The sequence below is a fragment of the Micromonospora sp. NPDC047707 genome (assembly GCF_040704235.1).
GTDB lineage: Bacteria > Actinomycetota > Actinomycetes > Mycobacteriales > Micromonosporaceae > Micromonospora.
Window position 1 is genome coordinate 13,962 of record NZ_JBEYSU010000042.1, and the last position, 19,278, is coordinate 33,239.

Genomic DNA, 19,278 nt, shown 5'->3' on the forward strand with positions numbered 1-19,278 from the left:
GTCAGGCGTCGGCGCGGGCCAGCAGCAGGCCCAGCGCGAGGAAGGAGCCGGCGACGCCCCGGCGCAGCCAGTCGGCGACGCGGGGACGGTCCAGCACGTGCCGGCGGACGGCGGCGGCGCAGAGCCCGTACGCCGCGAACACGACCAGGCTCACCAGCATGAACACGGCGCTCAGCCCGAGCATCGCGGGCACCGCCCCCGGCCGGTCCGGGTCGACGAACTGCGGCAGGAACGCCACGAAGAAGATCGTCAGCTTGGGGTTGAGCAGGTTCAGCAGCACCGCCGACCCCACCATCCGGGCCGCCGACCGGGGCACCGGCTGCCCGGTGGCGGCGATCGCGCCCCGGTCGCGCAGCGTCGCGACGGCCAGCCAGAGCAGGTACCCGACGCCGAGGTACTTCAGCAGCGCGAAGGCCAGCGCGCTGGAGTGCAGCAGGGCGGCCAGCCCGGTCACCGCCGCCGCGAGGTGCGGCACGATGCCGACCGTGCAGGCGAACGCGGCGACCAGGGCGGCGCGGCGGCCACCGGACAGCGCGGCGGAGAGGGTGAACAGCACCCCGGCACCGGGGGTGGCGACCACGACCAGGGTGGTCACCAGGAAGGCGATGGTCATGTGCCCACCCTGCCGGGCAGGATGGTCCGGTGAGCAGAGCCAAACCGGCCCTCGACGGAAGGACCAATTCGTCCGTCGCCGGCTCCGACTTCCTGCACCTCGACGTCACCGACGCCCCGCCCGGCGGTCGCGCGGACTGGCTCGCCGGTCGGCTGCGCGCCGCCATCGCCGACGGGCTGATCCCCGTCGGCGGTCGCCTTCCCGCCACCCGCGTGCTCGCCGCCGACCTCGGTGTCTCCCGGGGCGTCGTCGTCGAGGCGTACCAGCGGATGGTGGAGGAGGGGCACGTGGCCGGCCGGGGGCGCGCGGGCACGGTGGTGGTCGCGGCGCCGGCCGTGCCGCCGACCCCGGTCCCGGCCGCCGCGCCGGTCCCGGCCCGACCGTTCCCGCCGGCTCCCGGCACGGACATCTTCGACGCGGTACGCGCGGCACCCGCCCGCATCGACCTGACGCCCGGCGTACCCGACCTGGCCGCCTTTCCCCGTGCGGCCTGGCTGCGCGCCGAGCGGGCCGTGCTGCGGCACCTCGTCGCGTCGGACTTCGGCTACGGCGACCCGCGCGGCGCGCCGGCGTTGCGGCGGGCCGTCGCCGCCTGGCTCGCCCGCTACCGGGGTGTCACCGTCGACCCGGCCGACGTCATCGTCACCACCGGCGTCTCGCAGGCGCTCGGCCTGCTGGCCCAGGCGCTGCGCGACGTCGGCATCACCCGGGTCGCGGTGGAGGACCCGGGGTCGCTCGGCGTCCGCCAGCACCTCAACAACTGGCGGGTGGAGACCCCGCCGGTCCCGGTCGACGCGGCCGGCCTGCGGGTGGCCGACCTGGTCGCCTGCGGCGCGCCGGCGGTGATGCTCACCCCGGCCCACCAGTTCCCGACCGGGGTGGTGCTGGACGGGGACCGCCGCCGGCAGCTCGCCGCCTGGACGCGGGACGGTGGTCTGGTCATCGAAGACGACTACGACGCCGAGCACCGCTACGACCGGCCCCCCGTGCCGGCGCTGCGCGTGGCGCTGCCGGAGAGCGTCTGCTACGCCGGCAGCGTGTCGAAGCTGCTCGCCCCGGCGCTGCGGATCGGCTGGCTGCTCGTGCCCGCCCGCCACCGGGCGGCCGTGGTCGACGCGAGACGCAACGCCGATCTGGGCAACGCCGTGCTGCCGCAGCTCGTGCTCGCCGAGTTGATGACCTCCGGCGCGCTGGAGCGGCAGCTGCGGCTGCTGCGCCGCCGGCACGTCCGGCGGCGGGACGCGATGATCGCCGCGATCGTCCGCCACCTGCCCGGCGCGACCGTGCACGGCGCGGCGGCCGGGCTGCACCTGACCGTCACCCTGACCGGGGACGTACCGGACACCGACCTGGCGACCGCGGCGCTGGAGCGCGGCGTCAAGGTCCAACCGCTGTCGTGGCACCGGCAGCGACCCGGCCCGCCCGGCCTGGTCCTCGGGTACGCGGCCAACCCGGCCACCGCCATCGAGGAGGGCCTCGCCGTCCTCGGTGATGTCCTCCGTTCGCGCTGATGATCGACTGCTGGCGTGTGATCAACCCCGTGCCGGGGGCACCGGGGTCTTCCGGGCCGGGGAATCCGCGATGCCAGCGGCACGGATTCGCCGGCAACCGGGACTCCGGGTCCATAGCCTGGCAGCAGGAGCAGGTCCGAGGACGGGAGAGCCAGCGTGAGCATGGAGGCGGCCAGGGACGCTTTCGCCGGCGAGCAGGAGGTCGAGATCACCGTGACCGGCCGGAAGACCGGCCGGCAGATCTCCCACCCGGTGTGGTTCGTGCAGGAGGAGCAGAGCATGTTCCTGGTGCCGATCACCGGGTCGGACAGCGACTGGTACAAGAACGTCCGGAAGACCCCGATGATCGAGGTGTCCGCCAACGGCACCGCCGTGAGCGGCCCCGCCACCCCGATCACCGACCCTGGGCGGGTGGCGCACATCGTGGCGATGTTCCGCGACAAGTACGGGCCGGACCAGGTAGAACAGCACTACCCGAAGCACGACGTCGCCGTCCAGGTGCCGCTCGGCTGACCCGGCCCGGCGTGGCGCCCGGCGTCAGCCGGCCACGGAGGACGGCCCGGTGCCGGCCGCCCCGCCGTCCCGCGGGGCGTAGAGCGCGGCCAACCCGGCGGCGGTGGCCGCCAGGCGGGCCCGCAGCTCGGGCGGGGACAGCACCTCCACGTCGGCGCCGAGGCGCAGCAGATCACCGTGCGCGTGGGTGAGCGACTCGATCGGCACCGTCGCGGTCACCCAGCCCGCGTCGTCCGGCGGGCCGGCGGACCCCTCGGCGGCGGCGACCACCACGTCGCTGGCGATCTCCCGTAGCCGTTCCCGGCCGCGGGGCGAGAGCCGGATCGTGGCCTCGTCGCGGTGCAGCCCGGCCCGGAAGCGCACCACGTGCGCCCGCCACCAGGCCGGCAGGTCGAACCCGGCGGGCCGGTCGAACTCCTCGTCCAGCGGGGTCAGCGCGAGGATCTGGCTGACCCGGTAGGTGGCCGCACCGTCCCGCCCCGGGCGGGCGGCCACCACGTACCACCGGCCGCCCTTGAGGACCAGGCCGTACGGCTCCAGCGTCCGCTCGGCCTCCCCGTTCCAGCTGCGGTAGCGCACCGCCACCCGGCGCTGCCGCCACACCGCCTCCGCCACCTCCGCCAGGTGCGGCGAGCCGTCGCCGTCGGCGTACCAACCGGGCGTGTCCAGGTGGAAGCGCTGCTGAAGGCGCGCCGCGCGGTCGGCCAGCGCGGACGGCAGGGCGGCGTGCAGCTTCCGTTGCACGGTGGCGACCACCGCTCCGTAGCCCAGCTCGGCCGCCGGCCCGGGCAGGCCGGCCAGGAAGAGCCGCTCCGCCTCCTCGGCGGTCAGCCCGGTCAGCCGGGTGCGCCACCCGTCGACGAGCTGGTAGCCCCCGGCGTGCCCGGCCTCCCCGTACAGCGGGATGCCGGCCGAGTGCAGGGACTCGACGTCGCGGTAGACCGTGCGGACGGAGATCTCCAGCCGCTTCGCGAGCTGCGCGGCGGTCATCCGGCCGTGCGTCTGGAGCAGCAACAGCAGGGAGAGGAGTCGACTGGCCCGCACTCCACTGACAGTACGTGTCAGTGGACCCCTCGTACCGTCCCGGCATGGCATTTCGCGACAAGGAACTCCGCGTGCCGGCACCGATCACGGTCGCCGGGCGGCGGGTCAAGCGCTACCACATCGATCAGCCGGAACGCCCGCTCGAACCGGAGGTGGAGCGGGCGGCGTACGCCTTCCTGCCCCGCCTGCTGCCGCCCGCCGGCGCCGACGGGACCCCACCGGTGAGCTGGGTGGTGCTGCACCGGGGTGCGGACACCGGGGCCTACCTGCTCGCGTACACCTGGTTCTTCGACAACGTGGTGGAGGCGCACGTCGCCGAGGCGGGCCAACCGGCGATCGGCTGCCCGGACGACGACCCGACGCACTTCGTGGAGATGCGCCGCCCGGTGGTGGGCTGCGTGTGGGAGCTGGGGATGCTGGAGCACGAGCGGGCCGCCTGGATCCGGCACGTGCTCGCGCCCGACCGGCCGGACGTCGAGGCGTACGTCGCCGACACGCGGGCCGAGGGGCCGGTGGGGTGGTGACGGGCGACTTCGACTTCCTGGACCTCACCCGGGCGTCGGGCTGAGTACGCCGCTGGGCGCCGGGCCTCCGGCGGGCGGGGGCGTGGCGTTGCGGTAGATCGCCGCGAGCCAGACGTCGAGGAGGACGTCGACGACGTCGGGCTCGGCGACGGCGGGGCCGTCGCCGGCGAACGTCGCGTACCAGACGCGCTCGTTCATCGAGTTCAACGCGATGGCGAGGTCCCGGGCGGGCAGCCCGTCCGGGGCCGCGCCGCGCTTCCGTTCCGCGTCGATCGCCGCCTCGATGGCCTGGACCCATCCCTCCATGACCGTCGCCCAGAGCCGGCGCACCTCCCCGTTGGTGCCGCGTACCTGGGCGCAGGCCAGCACCACCGCCCGGTGGCCGCCGAACGTCTCGTGGAACCGGTCGATCAGCTCCCGCCACCGGGCGCGCGGGTTCTCGGCGAGCCGGTCCAGCACGTGGCCGGCGGCCGCGTTGGCCTCCTCGATGACCCGGTCGAGCAGGGTCAGCAGGACGGCGTCCTTCGACGGGAAGTAGAAGTAGAAGGTGGGCCGGGAGATCCCGGCGCCCCGGGCCAGGTCGTCGATCGAGATGTCGGCGAACGGCCGCTCACCGAGCAGCCGCTCGGCGGTGGCGAGGATGGCCGACTCCCGGTCGTCCCCGGCGGACCGCGCCGTGCGGCGACCCCGGGGGGACGAGGTCGCGATGGGCGTCATGACCGTGGATGTTACACCCGCTCGACAGGGTGTCGATTGTTCTCGACGGGGTGTTGACGCGTGTCGACGCCGGTGGATAGTGTCCGGCACCACCGCCTCGTCACGGGAGACGACATGGCCACCACCGACCACGTCGACGTGCTCATCGTCGGTGCCGGCCTCTCCGGCGTCGGCGCCGCGTGCCACCTGCGGCGCAACTGTCCGGAGAAGACGTACGCGGTGCTGGAGGCCCGAGGCGCGATCGGCGGCACCTGGGACCTGTTCCGCTACCCGGGCATCCGGTCGGACTCGGACATGTTCACCCTCGGCTACTCGTTCAAGCCCTGGACCAACCCGAAGGCGATCGCCGACGGGCCCGCCATCCGCGAGTACGTCCGGGAGACCGCCCGCGAGTACGGCGTCACCGAGCACATCCGGTTCCACCACCGGGTGGTCCGCGCCGAGTGGGACAGCACCACCGCCCGCTGGACCGTCCACGCACACCGCACCGACACCGGCGAGGACGTCCGGCTGACCTGCTCGTTCCTCCACACCTGCGCCGGCTACTACCGCTACGACGAGGGCTACACCCCCGACTTTCCCGGGGCGGAGCGGTTCACCGGGCGGATCGTGCACCCGCAGCACTGGCCCGACGACCTCGACCACGCCGGCAAGCGGATCGTCGTGATCGGCAGCGGCGCCACGGCGGTGACGCTGGTGCCCGCGCTGGCCGAGCAGGCCGCCCACGTCACCATGCTCCAGCGCTCACCCACGTACATCATGGCGCTGCCCTCGCGCGACGTGGTCGCCCGCGCGCTGCGCCGCGTCCTGCCCGAGCGGGCCGTGTACCCGCTGGTCCGGTGGAAGAACGTCCTGCTCGCCACCGCGAACTTCCAAGTCAGCCGCCGCGCCCCCACGCTGGTGAAGCGCCTGCTGCACCGGGCCGCGCGGCGCCGGCTGCCGGTGGGGTACGACGTCGACCGGCACTTCTCGCCCCGCTACGACCCGTGGGACCAGCGCCTGTGCGTGGTGCCCGACGGCGACCTGTTCGCCGCGATCCGGCGGGGCCGGGCGTCCATCGTCACCGACACCATCGAATCCGTCACCGAGACCGGCGTCCGGCTCGCGTCGGGGGAGCAGGTCGCGGCCGACGTCATCGTCACCGCCACCGGGCTCAACCTGCTCGCCCTCGGCGACACCGTGCTCACCGTGGACGGCGAGGACGTCGACCTCGCCGCCACCGTGGCCTACAAGGGCATGATGCTCTCCGGCGTCCCCAACTTCGCGATGACCATCGGCTACACCAACGCCTCCTGGACGTTGAAGGCCGACCTCGTCGCCACGTACGTGTGCCGGCTGCTCGCGCACCTGGACCGCAGCGGCCAGCAGGTCGTCACGCCGCTGCCGCCGCCCGACGGCGACCTGCACCCGATCATCGACCTGACCGCCGGGTACGTGCTGCGCAGCGTCGACGCGCTGCCCAGGCAGGGGGCCCGGGCGCCGTGGCGGCTGTACCAGAACTACCCCCGGGACGTGCTGCTGATGCGGTACGGCCGGCTCACCGACCAGGGCGTCCGGTTCTCCCGGGCCGGCACGCCGGAGAGGAGCACCGTCCGTGCGTAGGTTCGACTTCACCGCCGCGACCGCTGTGGTCACCGGCGCCGCCAGCGGGATCGGCGAGGCGCTCGCCCACGGGCTGGCCCGCCGCGGTAGCGACCTGGTCCTGCTCGACCGCGACGCGCGGCGCCTCGACACCGTGGTGGCCGCGATCCGCGCCGCCCACCCGGACCGGCAGGTCGACACGTACATCGTGGACCTCGCCGACGCCGCCGCGACCGCCCGGGTGGCCGAGGACGTCCGGACCCGGCACCCCCGGATCCGGCTGCTGGTCAACAACGCCGGCGTCGCCCTGGGCGGCCGCTTCGACCAGGTGACCCTGGACGAGTTCCAGTGGGTCGTCGACATCAACTTCCGGGCGGTCGTGCAGCTCACCCACGCGCTGCTGCCGGCCCTGAAGGCGGAGCCCGGTTCCCACCTGGTCAACGTCTCCAGCCTCTTCGGGCTGATCGGGCCGCCCGGCCAGGCCGCGTACTCGGCCAGCAAGTTCGCCGTGCGCGGCTTCACGGAGGTGCTGCGTCACGAACTGGCCGACAACGGCATCGGCGTCACCTCCGTGCACCCGGGCGGGATCGCCACCCGGATCACCGAGAACGCGCGCGTCGGCAGCGGCGTCTCCGTCGAGGAGTACGAGGAGGGCCGGCGGCAGTTCGACAAACTGCTCAGCATCCCGCCCGCGAAGGCCGCCGAGGTGATCCTGCGCGGCGTCGAGCGGCGCCGCGGCCGCGTCCTCATCGGCTGGTCGGCGAAGCTGCCCGACCTGCTGGCCCGGATCGCGCCGGCCGCACACGGGAAGCTCCTGCGGGTCGGGCTGAACCGCGCCGCCGGCGACCCGGCCCGCCGCCTCACCACGTCGTCCCCACCGGTCCCGGCCGCCCGGCAACCGGAGGCGGCGCCGGCGACCGACCCGGCGGGAGACCGCGCGTGAGCACCACGGAACTCGCCTCCTCGGCGCGCCCCCGCCCCCGCCCCCGCCACGTCACCGTCGCCGGACGGCGGGTCTGCCACCGCGTCGACGGTGACGGCCCGCCGGTGCTCCTGCTGCATGGCATCGGGCGAACCATGCGCGACTTCGACGACCTGCACGACCGGCTCGCGCAGCGGTTCCGGGTGCACAGCGTCGACCTGCCCGGGTACGGCGGCTCGCTGCCGATGACCGCGCCCTACACGCTGCCCGAGCTGGCCGGCTTCGTCGGCCGCTACCTGGACGTGGTCGGCGTCGACCGGCCGGTGCACCTGGTCGGCAACTCCCTCGGCGGGGCGGTGGCCATGCAGTTCGCGGCCACCGAACCGGCCCGGGTGGCCAGCCTCGGGCTCATCACGCCGGCCGGCTTCGGCAAGGAGGTGACGATCCTGCTGCGGCTGCTCGCGCTGCGCCCGTTCGGCCGGCTGCTGCTGCGACCCAGCCGGTGGTCGGCCCGCCGCGCCGAACGCGCCCTCTTCCACGATGCGGCGTTCGCCACCGCCGAGCGCATCGCGTACGCCCTGGAGGTCGCCCGCCAGCCGCACGCCGCGCGGGTGATGCTGGAGACCGCGCACCACCTCGGCACCCTCCGCGGAGTGAGCCCACAGTGGCGGGAGGAGCTGCTCACCCGGGTGGAGAAGCTCGACCTGCCGACGCTGATCGTGTGGGGCGACCGGGACCTGATCCTGCCGGCGACGCACCTGGAGGCGGCCCGGACGCGCCTGCCCCGCGCCCGCACCCACTTGTTCAACGACTGCGGGCACATGCCGCAGATCGAACGCGCGGAGGAGTTCCACCGCCTGCTGGTCGACTTCTGGGCGGAGGGCTCCCCGGCCGAGGCCCCGGGCGACAGCGACGCCGCCCGGTCATGACGCTGCCCGGATCTCCCGTTGCCGGACCAGCACGGTGACCGCGACCAGCGCGACGAGCAGCGCCGCCACCAGGTAGACCGATCCCGGAGCCAGCGGGACGAGCAGCACCAGCGCCGCGGTCACCGGGAACGCCACCACCACCGCGGCGCGCTGCTGCCCCCAGATGTGCAGCATCCAGACGGTGACCAGGAAAACGGCCACCGGCACGCCCACCGCGTACCCCACCACCGTCCCGCCGACGTTCCCGAGGTGGCGCTCGTGGTCCACGGCCACCCCGAGCCCGGCGCCGACGGCGGCGATGCCCGCGAAGATCAGGTAGTGGCCGTAGCCCCAGGTCAAGCTGCGGGACAACCGGGTGGGCACCTGGATCTCGCGGTCGAAGTAGAGCCACCACAGCGCGAAGACGATCACCGCGCCGGCCGCCGCGAGACGCCACAGCCCCGTGTCACCGGCGTCCACCCCGGTCTGCACGGCCAGCGAGGTCGCCAGCACCACCTCGCCCAGCACGATCAGGGTGAACAGCCCGTACCGCTCGGCTATGTGGCGGGGGTGCCACGGCGTCATGCCGGGCCGCTCGGCGATCGCCGGCACGAGCAGGTCGGCCGCGGTCAGCACGACGAAGGAGGCCACCCGCAGGTCGTCGGGGAGCAGCAGCCGCAGCAGCCAGCCCGCCTGCACCAGGCTGACGCCGATCCCGTACCGGAGGTCGGCCGCCCGATGGCCGGGGTCACCGGCCGCCGCCCGCATCCACTGCGAGACGGCCGCGAGGCGCATCACCACGTACCCGTACGTGATGGTGCGGAAGTCGCCCTCGGTGAACGCCCGGGGCACCCCGGCGGCCAGCATCAGCGCACCGCTGATCTGCACCAGGGTGGTGATCCGGTAGACGTCGTCGTCGGTGTCGTACGCGGAGGCGAACCAGGTGAAGTTCATCCACGCCCACCAGATGGCGAAGAACACCATCAGGTAGCTGCCCACCGCGTGGCCGACGTGGTCCGCCGACACGTCGTGGTGCAGGTTGTCCGCGGCCTGGGCCACCGCGACGGCGAAACAGAGGTCGAAGAAGAGCTCCAGCGGGGTCGTCCCGCGGTGCTCCTCCTCGCGCCGGCGGGCGCGCATCGGCCGGTACCACGGCCGCAGCGTGCCCGTCGTGGTCACCCCGGTCTCCTCGCGGTGCTGCGGGCCCCGGCCCTACGGTTCGACAGCGCCGGGCGGCCCCGCCGCCGACAGCGTCGGGCGGTCCGGCGTGCGGGGCGCGCCGGACGAGGCCGCGGCGGGTCCGGCGCTGCCGACGCTCCGTCCCCACCTTACGGCGGCCCGCCGACGCGCCGGGGTCGGTTCGCCGCCGGCGCCGCCGCGGCGACCGCTGCCCGCTCGCCGGCCGGGTCCCGCCAGGCGCCGGCCGCCGCGCGCAGCACCATGCCGGTGGGGCGTCGCAGGGCGGCGGTCAGCACCCGGTTGCGCGCCTCGATCCGGTGCCGCCCGGCCCGGTTCCGGCCCGCCGGCAGCGGCAGGTGACGGGCGAATCGGCGGCCCTGCCACCCCGCGGGCGACGTGTCCATGCGGCAGGTGAGGGCGCGGCCGGGCGGGGAACACGGACCGGATGGGCGACCTGACGCTGCTGCTCGGCGGCGACGTGATGACCGGCCGCGGCGTCGACGCGGTCCTGGCCCGGCCGGCCCCGCCGGATCTGCGGGAGGCGGCGGTGCGCGACGCCCGCGAGTACGTGGCCCTCGCCGAGGCCGCCAACGGACCCGTCCCGAGGCCGGCGCCACCGCACCGGCTCTGGGGGGACGCGCTCGGCCTGCTCGACGCGGCGGCCCCGGACGTGCGGATCGTCAACCTGGAGACCGCCGTGACCGGGCGGGGGACGCACGACCCGACGAAGGGCGTCCACTACCGGATGCACCCGGCGAACGTCGCCGCACTGACCGCCGCGCGGCTCGACGTCTGCGTGCTGGGCAACAACCACTGCCTCGACTTCGGGCCGGTGGGTCTCGCCGACACCCTGGACGCGCTCGCCGGAGCCGGGGTGGCGACCGCCGGCGCCGGGCCGGACGCCACCGCCGCCTGGCGGCCCGCCGTGGTGCGCCGCACCGACGGCCGCCTGCTGGTCTGGTCCGTGGCCGCGCCGTCGAGCGGCGTGCCGCCGCACTGGGCGGCGAGCGACGACCGGGCGGGCGTCGCGTACCTGCCGGAGGTGTCGGCCGCGTCGGCGGAAGCCCTGGCCGCCCGGATCGCCGCCGAAGCGCGGCCGGGGGACCGGGTCGTGGTCTCCGTGCACTGGGGCACCAACTGGGGGTACGACGTGCCGCCCGAACATGTGGCCTTCGCCCGCCGCCTCGTCGACGCGGGCGTGGACGTGGTGCACGGGCACTCCTCCCACCACCCGCGCCCCGTCGAGGTGTACCGGGACCGCCTCGTCCTCTACGGCTGCGGCGACCTCGTCGACGACTACGAGGGCATCGGCGGGTACGAGGCGTACCGGCCGCAGTTGCGCCTGCTGTGGCTGCCCACGCTCGATTGGGCGACCGGCCGGCTGCGCCGACTGCGGGCCGTCCCGGTGCGGATGCGGCGGCTGCGGTTGGAGCGCGCCGGCCCGGACGACGCCCGCTGGTTCGCCGACCTGCTCGGCGGGTTCGGCGCACCCTTCGCCGGCCCCGTCGCCGTCGACCCGGACGGACTGCTCGTGCGGGAAACGGCGCCGTCCTGACGTCGCCGTCGGACGGGCCGCTCCGCGCACCGGCGTGGCCTGAGCCACCGTCCCGGTGGGCGGCGTACCTCGACGGACGACCCGGCCGCATCATGGAGGCATGACGCATCCCTCGGCGCCCGAGGGAGATCGCGCGGACACTGCGGTGATCCTGCCGGTCGCCGCCGGCCCGGTCGTGCCCCGTCGCTCCGCCGCGCTGGTCTGGGGGGTGGCCCTGACCGCGTACGTGGCGGCGGTGTTCCACCGCAGCTCGCTCGGGGTCACCGGCGTCGACGCCGTGGAACGGTTCCACATCAACGCCGCGGCGCTGGCCACGTTCTCCGTCGCCCAGCTCGCCGTGTACGCGGCGATGCAGGTGCCGGTCGGGGTGCTCCTCGACCGGTTCGGCTCCCGCCGGCTGCTGATCGCCGGTGGTGCGCTGATGCTCGCCGGTCAGCTCTGCTTCGCCCTCGCCACCGACGTCCGCCTCGCGGTGCTGGCCCGGATGCTGGTCGGGTTGGGCGACGCGACGACCTTCATCAGCGTGCTGCGGATCGTGGCGTTCTGGTTCCCCGGACGCCGCAACCCGCTGGTGACCCAGCTGACCGGCACGCTCGGGCAGCTCGGGGCGATCCTCGGCGCCGTACCCCTGGTGGCGTTGCTGCACCGCGCGGGCTGGACCACCGCCTTCCTCGTCGCCGCCGCGGTCGGCGCGACCGTGCTGGTGATGGTGGTCGCCGCCGTCCGGGACACACCGCACCGGGAGACCGCGACCGGCCCGACCCCCACCCTCGCCGCCGTGCGCCGGGAGCTCGGCGCGGCCTGGGCCCAGCCCGGCACCCGACTCGGGCTCTGGACGCACTTCGTCACCCAGTTCTCCGGCGCGGTGTTCGCCCTGCTCTGGGGGTATCCGTTCCTGGTGCAGGGCCAGGGCCTCAGCCCCACCGCGGCCGCCTCGCTGCTCACCCTCATGACGGTCGCGACGCTGCTGTCCGGGCCGGTGATCGCGCACCTGTGCGCCCGGCACCCGTACCGTCGCTCGGTGCTGGTCTTCGCCATCACCGGCGCCACCGCGGCGGTCTGGACGGTCGTGCTCGCCTGGCCGGGCCGCGCGCCGGGCTGGCTGCTGGTGACCCTGGTACTGGTCCTGGCCGTCAACGGCCCGGGCTCGATGATCGGCTTCGACTACGCCCGCACCTTCAATCCGGTCAACCGGATCGGCAGCGCCGCCGGCATCGTCAACGTCGGCGGCTTCGTCGCCTCGATCGGCCTCGTCCTCGCGGTCGGCGTGGTCCTCGACGTGGCCACTCCCGGCGGGCGCGGCACACCCGACCTGACCGCGTTCCGCTGGGCCTTCGGCGTGCAGTACGCGCTCTGGGCGCTCGGAGCGGTGCAGGTGCTGCGCTGGCGCAACGCCGCCCGGCGTCGGCACGCCGCCGAGCAGGCCGCCCCGGCGCCGGCCGTCGCGCCGGCGACCTCCTGACCAGCGGCCCGTCCGGTCCGGTGCTCAGCTGAACCGGCGGCGGAGGATGAGGTCGTCGAGGACCAGGGTCAGGCCGGCCCCGAGCAGCCAGGAGTCCTTGGCCAGACCGATGCCCTGCTGGGTGGGCTTCAGGCTGCCGGCCTCGCGCATCCCGGGCGTCTTGAGATAGAGCTGCACCAGGCCGGCGCCGAACGCGGCCAGACCCAGACCGGCCAGCACCGACGGGACGAACGGCGCGAGCAGTGCGACCCCCAGCGCGGTCTCGGCCCGGGAGAGCAGCCGGGCGAACCGGTCCGGGTCGAGCTGCCGGAGCTGCGGGACGGCTCCCACGGCCATCCCGTGCATGCCCTGAGCGGCTTCGCCCTCCAGTCCCCGCTTGCTCAACCCCGAGTTGAGGATGAACGCGCCGATGCTGACCCGCAGCGGCACATGGCTGACCTTCATGGCCCACTCCCGTCGGACGATCGAACCGTGCGCCCGCCTACCCCGCACCGGTGGCGCTAACCCCCGCGCCGCCACGACGATCGGGAACTTCGGCGGTATTTTCACCCGGAAGCGTGATCGGCGGTGCCGGGGCACCGCGTCTGTCGACCGGCGGCGGGCGACGCCGCGGAGCAGGAGGAGATCGTGAGCCAGCAGGTCCGGGGAGTCATCTCCCGCAGCAAGGGCGCGCCGGTCGAGGTGACGACGATCGTGGTGCCGGATCCCGGGCCGGGCGAGGCGGTGGTCCGCGTCCTGTCCTGCGGGGTCTGCCACACCGACCTGCACTACCGCGAGGGCGGGATCAACGACGACTACCCCTTCCTGCTCGGGCACGAGGCGGCCGGCATCGTCGAACAGGTCGGTGCCGGCGTCGACTCCGTCGCGCCCGGCGACTTCGTGGTGCTCAACTGGCGGGCCGTCTGCGGGGTGTGCCGGGCCTGTCGCCGGGGTCGCCCGTGGTACTGCTTCGCCACCCACAACGCGACCCGCAGGATGACGCTCACCGACGGCACCGAACTCGCCCCGGCCCTCGGGATCGGCGCCTTCGCCGAGAAGACCCTCGTCCACGCGGGACAGTGCACCAAGGTCGACCCGGCGGCCCGGCCGGCGGCGGTGGGCCTGCTCGGCTGCGGCGTCATGGCCGGCCTCGGCGCGGCGATGAACACCGGCGGCGTCACCCGCGGCGACTCCGTGGCCGTGATCGGCTGTGGCGGCGTCGGCGACGCGGCCATCGCCGGGGCCACCCTGGCCGGCGCCACCACCATCATCGCGGTGGACACCGACGCCCGGAAGCTCGACTGGGCCCGCCGCTTCGGCGCCACCCACACCGTCGACGCCACGAAGCAGGACGTGGTGGAGGCGATCCGCGCCGCGACCGGCGGTGTCGGCGCCGACGTGGTCATCGAGGCGGTCGGCCGGCCGGAGACGTGGAAGCAGGCGTTCTACGCCCGTGACCTCGCCGGCACGGTCGTGCTGGTCGGCGTGCCCACCCCGGAGATGACGGTCGAGGTGCCGCTGCTGGACGTGTTCGGACGCGGCGGCGCGCTCAAGTCCAGCTGGTACGGCGACTGCCTGCCGAGCCGCGACTTCCCGACGCTCACCCAGCTCTACCTGCAGGGCCGGCTCGACCTGGACGCGTTCGTCACCGAGGAGATCGCACTGGACCAGGTGGAGGAGGCGTTCGCCCGCATGCACCGGGGTGACGTGCTCCGCTCGGTGGTGGTCTTCTGATGGCCGCCCGGGTCGACCACACCGTCACCGCCGGCACCTTCTCCCTCGACGGGCAGACGTTCGACGTCGACAACAACGTGTGGGTGCTCGGCGACGACACCGAGTGCGTCGTCGTGGACGCGCCGCACGACGTCGACGCGATCCTCGCCGTCGTCGGCGATCGCCGGGTGCGGGCCATCCTCGCCACCCACGCGCACGACGACCACGTCCGCGTGGCGCCCGCGCTGGCCCGGGCGACCGGCGCGCCCGTGCTCCTGCATCCCGCCGACCGGGTCCTGTGGGATCTCGTGCACCCGGACGAGCCGCCGGGTGGGGAGCTGCGCGACGGTGCGACCGTCGAGGTGGCGGGCACCAGTGTGCTCGTGCTGCACACCCCCGGGCACAGCCCCGGCGCGTGCAGCTTCCACGTGCCGGCGCTCGGCGTGGTGTTCACCGGCGACACCCTGTTCGCCGGCGGGCCGGGCGCCACCGGGCGTTCGTACAGCGACTTCGGCACGATCATCCGCTCGGTCCGGAACCTGCTGTTCACGCTGCCGCCGGAGACGATCGTGCACACCGGGCACGGCGCGAGCACCACCGTCGGGGCCGAGGCACCGCACCTGGAGGAGTGGGTGGCCCGCGGGCACTGACCGGCACACGCGTCGGTCGCGGGCCGTGGCCGGTCGTTGCGGCGCGGCGGTCGCGGGTGTGCCGGGGCGTTCCGGCGCCGGCGTCAGAGCGGGCGCCGCATGTGCAGGCGTACCGAGGTGCCGGCCGGCGTGGTGTGCACGCGTACCAGGTCACAGAGGGCGTGGACGATCACCAGACCCCGGCCGCCGATGCCGTCGCTCGCCGGGGTCAGCCGGCCCGCGAGGGGATCGCTCAGCCAGCCGCCGTCGTGGATCTCGCACACCAGGTGCTCGGGGGTCGTCCACACCCGGAGCACACCGCTGCCACCCCCGTGGGCGACGCTGTTGGCAGCCAGCTCCGTGACGGCGATCTGCAGGTCCGCCACCCGGTCCGCGGCGAGGCCGGCCACCGCCGCCCGGGAAGCCACGAATCGGCGCAGCTCGGGCAGCGTGTCCACGTGGTACGCGCGGACGTCGACCGGCTCGGCCGGCGCCGGCAGCGGCGCGTTGTAGCGGGCCACCACGTCCGACGGGGCGTACGCGGGACTCGACCGGCGGCCGGCGGCGTCGACGAGCACCGGATGGGTGGCGTACGCGTCGGCCAGGGCGGTGTCGTCGAGGCCCGCCGCGTCGTACGGGCACAGGATCGTGGCGGCTCGGCCGGTGAAGGCCAGGTTGATCATAGCCTCGTGCTGGGCGCACGCCGGGTACTCGGCGGCGCTGCGCCCGACCCAGATCGGCTCGCCGACGATGCGTACCCGCCGGCCGGGGTGCCGGTCGACGAACGCCTGCAACACCCACGGGATGATCCGCCCCGGGTTGCGCCCGGCGTCGGCCATGTCCGCCCAGCACACCGCGTCCGGCTCCGCGACGGCGTCGTGGACGAGGTCCAGGTGGGCGCGGGGCATCGCCACCAGGACCGGTTCCCCGGCGGCCAGACCGCCGGCGACGAACGGCACCAGGCCGGCGACCAGCGCGTCGGTGTCGCGGTAGAACAACCCCTCGTGGACGAACTCGTCCTGAGCCGGCAACGTCCCCGTCACGACGCCATCCCCGCGCCCCGCTCGCGTACGGCGGCCAGGACCCTCCCCGGGCCGGGCGCACCGAGGAAACAGCGGACGTTCTGGTCCCACGGGAGACCGGAGGGGACGAACCAGGCCACGGCGTCGAGACCGCCGGTCTCGTCGTCGTACGTCCAGCAGATGTGGTCACCCAGGTCGACCTGGCCGACCACGGCCCCAGTGGTCACCGTCCTCGCCTCCCAGTCGAGTCCCCACTCTAGCCCCGGCGTTCGGCGGTGCTCGGAGGCCGTCCGGGAGCGCCGGTTCCGCGTACACTCCCGCCCCGAATCGGCACGGGCGCGTTCGGTGTCCGGTTCCGACCCACCCTCGGCGTGCTGGCCGGTCACGCCTGCGCCCGGCCGGTCCGTCGTCCTCTGCGCCGTCGCCGACCGGGTGTCGGAAACTCGGCGTGACCTGGACCGCAGACCCGTCGCCGAAGCTGGTTCCCCGGAATGACCACCTGCCCAACCGGGTTGTGTCCCCCGTACTGCCGGAACTCAAACCCCCTCCGGCGTGGCAGTTCCCCCATGGAGTGCTCATTCCGGAGCGCTTCGCCTGACCGAAAGGGCACATCGTGAAGTACGACTTCACTGGATGGCTCCCGGCCATCGCGAAGGACTCGCACCAGAAGATCGCCGGATGGCTTCCGGCCATCACGAAGGAGCCGAACCGCAAGGTCGCGCTCAGCGTGGCCGGCGTCGCCGCCATCGGCGCCCTGGCCGTCGCCCCGTCGGCCGTGGCCGCGCCCATCACCAGCGGCCCGCACGCGGGTGCCGTGGCCGCCATCGAACTGGCCACCGGCAAGAGCGCCAAGCCGGGCGACTCCGGGTCGGGCACGTCCGACGTGCCCGTCGAGTCGGGCCTGACGACCGGCGGCACCACCGACAAGCCGCGGGCGGGCAAGCCGACCCGCGAGGAGCTGATTCCGCACGGCGTGCAGGGCGCCCAGTCGCGCGTACCGCTCGACGGCGCCCAGCGGGAGAACGCCAAGGAGATCATCAAGGTCGCCAAGAAGACCGGCGTCGGCGAGCGTGGCGCGGTCATCGGCATCGCCACCGCGCTGCAGGAGTCGAAGCTGTACAACCTGGGTCACCTGGGCGTGTACAACGACCACGACTCGCAGGGCCTGTTCCAGCAGCGTCCGTCGTCGGGTTGGGGCTCGCCCGAGCAGATCACCGACCCGGAGTACGCCTCCACGGCGTTCTTCGAGGCGCTGAAGAACGTCGACGGTTGGCAGGACCTGCCGCTGACCACCGCCGCGCAGACGGTGCAGGTCTCGGCGTACCCCTTCCACTACGCGCAGTGGGAGGAGCAGGCGGCCGACATCGTCGCCCAGAACTGGTGACAACCGCATGACGAACCGGCCGGTCCCCGAACGGGGGCCGGCCGGTTCGTCATGTCCTCGTCGTCAGACCAGCGGCGCGCTCTCCCGGCGCAGCCGCGCCGAGCCGGCGGCCACCGACCACCCCGCCACCCAGCGGCTACCGGTCGCGGCGCGCGTCCGGTCGGCCAGGTGGTACCAGTCCATCCGGCAGCGCTGCCGGGTCACCTCCAGCACGCCGTAGCCGTGCCCGTCCAGCTCCGTCCACCGCACGTGCGGGTTGGTGGAGCGGATCAGGCCCGCACCCAGGGCGCTGAGCGCGTTACCCGCCGGCAGGCCCAGGAAGTCGTTGACGTTGTCGCTGGTCACCGACGGCACCACGAACTCGGCGGCGGCCGGGTCGCTGAGCCCGGTCGACCTGGTGGTCACCTCGTTGGCCCAGGACGTGTGGATGTCACCGGTCAGGAAGACGACGTCCTTCGTGCCGTTCGACCGCAGGTGGTCGATCAGTTCGTTGCGGTCGGCGTTGTACCCGTCCCACTGGTCGGTGTTGAGCACCGCCCCGTTCTGCGGGATGCCCAGCAGCGTGCCCAGCGGCCCCAACAGCCACGCCGGCAGGGCGCCCACGTCCAGCCGGGAGATCATCACCGGGTTGCCGACCAGCTTCCAGCGCGCGTCCGACGACGCCAGGCCCGCCTTCAGCCACGCCATCTGCGCGTCGCCGGTGAGGGTCCGCCGCGGGTCGTCGACCGCCACCCCCGAGGCCTGCTGCGACCGGTACGTCCGCAGGTCCAGCATGGACAGGTCGGCGAGCCGGCCGAAGCGCAGCCGTCGGTAGATGGCACCGTCCGCGCCGGTGCGCACCGGCATCCACTCCGCGTACGCCTGGCGCGCCGCCGCCACCCGGTCGGTGAAGCTGCCCTCGGTGCCCGGTGTGTGGTTCTCCGCCCCACCCGACCACTGGTCGTTGGCCACCTCGTGGTCGTCCCAGGTGATCGCCCAGGGCACCGCCGCGTGCAGGGCCTGCAGATCCGGGTCGCTCTTGTAGAGCGCGTGCCGGATCCGGTAGTCCTGCAACGTCAGGGTCTCGTGCGCCGGACGGACCGGCCGCACCACCGTGTCCCCGGCGGCGAACTCGCCGGTGCCGTACTCGTACAGGTAGTCGCCGAGGTGCACCACCAGGTTGAGGTCGCCCCGCTCGGCCAGGTGCCGGTACGCCGCGAAGTACCCCGCCTCCCAGTTCGAACAGGACACCACGCCCAGTCGCAGCCGATCGATCTCGGCGTCCGCCGCCGGGGCGGTCATCGTGCGACCGATGGGCGACCAGGCTCCGGCGTAGCCGAAGCGGAACCAGTACGTCGTGGCCGCCGCCAGCCCGCTGACCGCCACCTTGACGGTGTGGTCACGGGCGGGACCGGTCACCAGCGTCCCCTGCGCGGCCACCGACGCGAAGTCCGGGTCGGCGGCCACCTGCCAGGCCACCGTGACGTCCGGGCCGACACCGGAGCCCGGCTGCGATTCCTCGGTGGGGGTGAGCCGGGTCCAGAGCAGGACGCCGTCGGGCAGGGGGTCACCGGAGGCCACGCCGTGTCGGAACGCGCCGCCGGTGGCCTGGGCCGGGCCGGCGAGGGTGGCGCCGGCGAGCACGGCCGTGCCGGCTGAGGCGCCGGCGACACGCAGGAGGGTACGACGGTCGAGGGTGTTCGTCATGGTCTATGTGTCTACCGTCAAGTACACCCCGTCCGCTGCCCCGCACAGCCAGTGTTCTCCAGTCTTTCCATCGGGATTCGCAATTGCCGTGTCCGGCGTCCGTCTGCTCTGGACGGTCGTACTCCTCGCTCCGCCCGGCTGGGCGGTTGCGGTGGGTGGTATGTCCGGCTGGCCTGTGCCGTGTCACGCCTGATGTCGGGTTTGGGAGGTGTGATGGGCGGCATCCCGGGGGTGGAATGGGGGCGGGGACGGGGTCGTTACATCACCTGGACGATCGAGCAGCGCCCGCCTTGATGGCAGGGCGAGCGGCCCCGGAATGATGGCGGCCGCCCGGTC

General features: G+C 74.2%; 20 protein-coding genes. 11 read left to right on the forward strand and 9 right to left on the reverse strand.

Features of this window, described 5'->3' with window-relative positions:
- Position 1 precedes the first annotated feature (1 nt).
- Positions 2–613 (reverse strand): LysE family translocator, encoded by a 612-nt coding sequence (locus tag AB0873_RS28355; RefSeq protein ID WP_155332134.1) that lies wholly within the window; start codon positions 611–613, stop codon positions 2–4.
- Between the two features lie 29 nt (positions 614–642).
- Between AB0873_RS28355 and AB0873_RS28360 the strand changes: the two genes are divergently transcribed.
- Together AB0873_RS28360 and AB0873_RS28365 are read left to right on the forward strand one after the other, a co-directional pair.
- A complete protein-coding gene (locus AB0873_RS28360; protein WP_366603482.1) occupies positions 643–2,124 on the forward strand; it encodes a PLP-dependent aminotransferase family protein in 1,482 nt (493 codons plus the stop codon).
- A 162-nt stretch (positions 2,125–2,286) separates the two neighbouring features.
- Positions 2,287–2,637, forward strand: coding sequence for a nitroreductase/quinone reductase family protein (locus AB0873_RS28365; RefSeq protein WP_366603513.1), 351 nt, complete (start codon positions 2,287–2,289; stop codon positions 2,635–2,637).
- Positions 2,638–2,661: 24 nt separating this feature from the next.
- Here AB0873_RS28365 and AB0873_RS28370 read toward each other — a convergent pair whose 3' ends face one another.
- Positions 2,662–3,681, reverse strand: coding sequence for a WYL domain-containing protein (locus AB0873_RS28370; RefSeq protein WP_366603483.1), 1,020 nt, complete (start codon positions 3,679–3,681; stop codon positions 2,662–2,664).
- 44 nt (positions 3,682–3,725) lie between these two features.
- Between AB0873_RS28370 and AB0873_RS28375 the strand changes: the two genes are divergently transcribed.
- Positions 3,726–4,205 carry a hypothetical protein gene (locus tag AB0873_RS28375; RefSeq protein WP_366603485.1) on the forward strand — a complete coding sequence of 160 codons (480 nt, stop codon included), beginning with the start codon at positions 3,726–3,728 and terminating at the stop codon, positions 4,203–4,205.
- A 24-nt stretch (positions 4,206–4,229) separates the two neighbouring features.
- On the opposite strand, the gene AB0873_RS28380 is transcribed toward AB0873_RS28375, so the two are convergent.
- Positions 4,230–4,922 carry a TetR/AcrR family transcriptional regulator gene (locus AB0873_RS28380; RefSeq protein WP_366603487.1) on the reverse strand — a complete coding sequence of 231 codons (693 nt, stop codon included), beginning with the start codon at positions 4,920–4,922 and terminating at the stop codon, positions 4,230–4,232.
- Between the two features lie 114 nt (positions 4,923–5,036).
- Between AB0873_RS28380 and AB0873_RS28385 the strand changes: the two genes are divergently transcribed.
- The 3 genes from AB0873_RS28385 to AB0873_RS28395 are packed head-to-tail and all read left to right on the forward strand — an operon-like array spanning position 5,037 to position 8,354.
- A complete protein-coding gene (locus AB0873_RS28385) occupies positions 5,037–6,524 on the forward strand; it encodes an NAD(P)/FAD-dependent oxidoreductase (RefSeq protein ID WP_366603488.1) in 1,488 nt (495 codons plus the stop codon).
- Positions 6,517–7,446, forward strand: coding sequence for an SDR family oxidoreductase (locus AB0873_RS28390; protein ID WP_366603490.1), 930 nt, complete (start codon positions 6,517–6,519; stop codon positions 7,444–7,446). The genes AB0873_RS28385 and AB0873_RS28390 overlap by 8 nt, the downstream gene beginning before the upstream one ends.
- On the forward strand, positions 7,443–8,354 hold the full coding sequence (locus tag AB0873_RS28395; protein ID WP_366603491.1) for an alpha/beta fold hydrolase: 912 nt from the start codon (positions 7,443–7,445) through the stop codon (positions 8,352–8,354). The genes AB0873_RS28390 and AB0873_RS28395 overlap by 4 nt, the downstream gene beginning before the upstream one ends.
- Here AB0873_RS28395 and AB0873_RS28400 read toward each other — a convergent pair.
- Together AB0873_RS28400 and AB0873_RS28405 are read right to left on the reverse strand one after the other, a co-directional pair.
- On the reverse strand, positions 8,349–9,512 hold the full coding sequence (locus tag AB0873_RS28400) for a low temperature requirement protein A (protein WP_366603493.1): 1,164 nt from the start codon (positions 9,510–9,512) through the stop codon (positions 8,349–8,351). The two genes, AB0873_RS28395 and AB0873_RS28400, sit on opposite strands and share 6 nt — an antisense overlap.
- Positions 9,513–9,661: 149 nt before the next feature.
- Positions 9,662–9,916 carry a hypothetical protein gene (locus tag AB0873_RS28405; protein ID WP_366603495.1) on the reverse strand — a complete coding sequence of 85 codons (255 nt, stop codon included), beginning with the start codon at positions 9,914–9,916 and terminating at the stop codon, positions 9,662–9,664.
- Between the two features lie 41 nt (positions 9,917–9,957).
- On the opposite strand from AB0873_RS28405, the gene AB0873_RS28410 reads away from it, so the two are divergent.
- Positions 9,958–11,067, forward strand: a complete 1,110-nt coding sequence (locus AB0873_RS28410; protein ID WP_366603496.1) for a CapA family protein — start codon at positions 9,958–9,960, stop codon at positions 11,065–11,067.
- Positions 11,068–11,167: 100 nt separating this feature from the next.
- Entirely contained in the window at positions 11,168–12,529 is a 1,362-nt protein-coding gene (locus tag AB0873_RS28415; RefSeq protein ID WP_366603498.1) for an MFS transporter, read from the forward strand.
- A gap of 24 nt (positions 12,530–12,553) precedes the next feature.
- Here the strand turns inward: AB0873_RS28415 and AB0873_RS28420 are convergent, their stop codons facing one another.
- Complete coding sequence (locus AB0873_RS28420; protein ID WP_366603500.1) at positions 12,554–12,973, reverse strand: hypothetical protein; 420 nt, start codon at positions 12,971–12,973, stop codon at positions 12,554–12,556.
- Between the two features lie 183 nt (positions 12,974–13,156).
- On the opposite strand from AB0873_RS28420, the gene AB0873_RS28425 reads away from it, so the two are divergent.
- Positions 13,157–14,242: an S-(hydroxymethyl)mycothiol dehydrogenase gene (locus AB0873_RS28425; RefSeq protein ID WP_366603502.1), complete on the forward strand. Its 1,086-nt coding sequence runs from the start codon at positions 13,157–13,159 to the stop codon at positions 14,240–14,242.
- Complete coding sequence (locus AB0873_RS28430; protein WP_155332147.1) at positions 14,242–14,871, forward strand: MBL fold metallo-hydrolase; 630 nt, start codon at positions 14,242–14,244, stop codon at positions 14,869–14,871. The genes AB0873_RS28425 and AB0873_RS28430 overlap by 1 nt, the downstream gene beginning before the upstream one ends.
- A gap of 83 nt (positions 14,872–14,954) precedes the next feature.
- On the opposite strand, the gene AB0873_RS28435 is transcribed toward AB0873_RS28430, so the two are convergent.
- Together AB0873_RS28435 and AB0873_RS28440 are read right to left on the reverse strand one after the other, a co-directional pair.
- Positions 14,955–15,893: a sensor histidine kinase gene (locus AB0873_RS28435; protein WP_366603504.1), complete on the reverse strand. Its 939-nt coding sequence runs from the start codon at positions 15,891–15,893 to the stop codon at positions 14,955–14,957.
- On the reverse strand, positions 15,890–16,099 hold the full coding sequence (locus AB0873_RS28440) for a hypothetical protein (RefSeq protein WP_366603506.1): 210 nt from the start codon (positions 16,097–16,099) through the stop codon (positions 15,890–15,892). The genes AB0873_RS28435 and AB0873_RS28440 overlap by 4 nt, the downstream gene beginning before the upstream one ends.
- A gap of 386 nt (positions 16,100–16,485) precedes the next feature.
- On the opposite strand from AB0873_RS28440, the gene AB0873_RS28445 reads away from it, so the two are divergent.
- Entirely contained in the window at positions 16,486–17,256 is a 771-nt protein-coding gene (locus tag AB0873_RS28445; RefSeq protein ID WP_366603508.1) for a hypothetical protein, read from the forward strand.
- A gap of 63 nt (positions 17,257–17,319) precedes the next feature.
- Here the strand turns inward: AB0873_RS28445 and AB0873_RS28450 are convergent, their stop codons facing one another.
- Positions 17,320–18,942 (reverse strand): alkaline phosphatase D family protein, encoded by a 1,623-nt coding sequence (locus AB0873_RS28450; RefSeq protein WP_366603510.1) that lies wholly within the window; start codon positions 18,940–18,942, stop codon positions 17,320–17,322.
- Between the last annotated feature and the right edge of the window lie 336 nt (positions 18,943–19,278).

Excerpts from the sequence above, each read along its gene's own strand:
- AB0873_RS28355 (WP_155332134.1), bottom strand. The coding sequence starts at position 613 with ATGACCATCGCCTTCCTGGTGACCACCCTGGTCGTGGTCGCCACCCCC.
- AB0873_RS28365 (WP_366603513.1), top strand. The coding sequence starts at position 2,287 with ATGGAGGCGGCCAGGGACGCTTTCGCCGGCGAGCAGGAGGTCGAGATC.
- AB0873_RS28375 (WP_366603485.1), top strand. The coding sequence starts at position 3,726 with ATGGCATTTCGCGACAAGGAACTCCGCGTGCCGGCACCGATCACGGTC.
- AB0873_RS28380 (WP_366603487.1), bottom strand. The coding sequence starts at position 4,922 with ATGACGCCCATCGCGACCTCGTCCCCCCGGGGTCGCCGCACGGCGCGG.
- AB0873_RS28385 (WP_366603488.1), top strand. The coding sequence starts at position 5,037 with ATGGCCACCACCGACCACGTCGACGTGCTCATCGTCGGTGCCGGCCTC.
- AB0873_RS28405 (WP_366603495.1), bottom strand. The coding sequence starts at position 9,916 with ATGGACACGTCGCCCGCGGGGTGGCAGGGCCGCCGATTCGCCCGTCAC.
- AB0873_RS28410 (WP_366603496.1), top strand. The coding sequence starts at position 9,958 with ATGGGCGACCTGACGCTGCTGCTCGGCGGCGACGTGATGACCGGCCGC.
- AB0873_RS28415 (WP_366603498.1), top strand. The coding sequence starts at position 11,168 with ATGACGCATCCCTCGGCGCCCGAGGGAGATCGCGCGGACACTGCGGTG.
- AB0873_RS28420 (WP_366603500.1), bottom strand. The coding sequence starts at position 12,973 with ATGAAGGTCAGCCATGTGCCGCTGCGGGTCAGCATCGGCGCGTTCATC.
- AB0873_RS28430 (WP_155332147.1), top strand. The coding sequence starts at position 14,242 with ATGGCCGCCCGGGTCGACCACACCGTCACCGCCGGCACCTTCTCCCTC.
- AB0873_RS28450 (WP_366603510.1), bottom strand. The coding sequence starts at position 18,942 with ATGACGAACACCCTCGACCGTCGTACCCTCCTGCGTGTCGCCGGCGCC.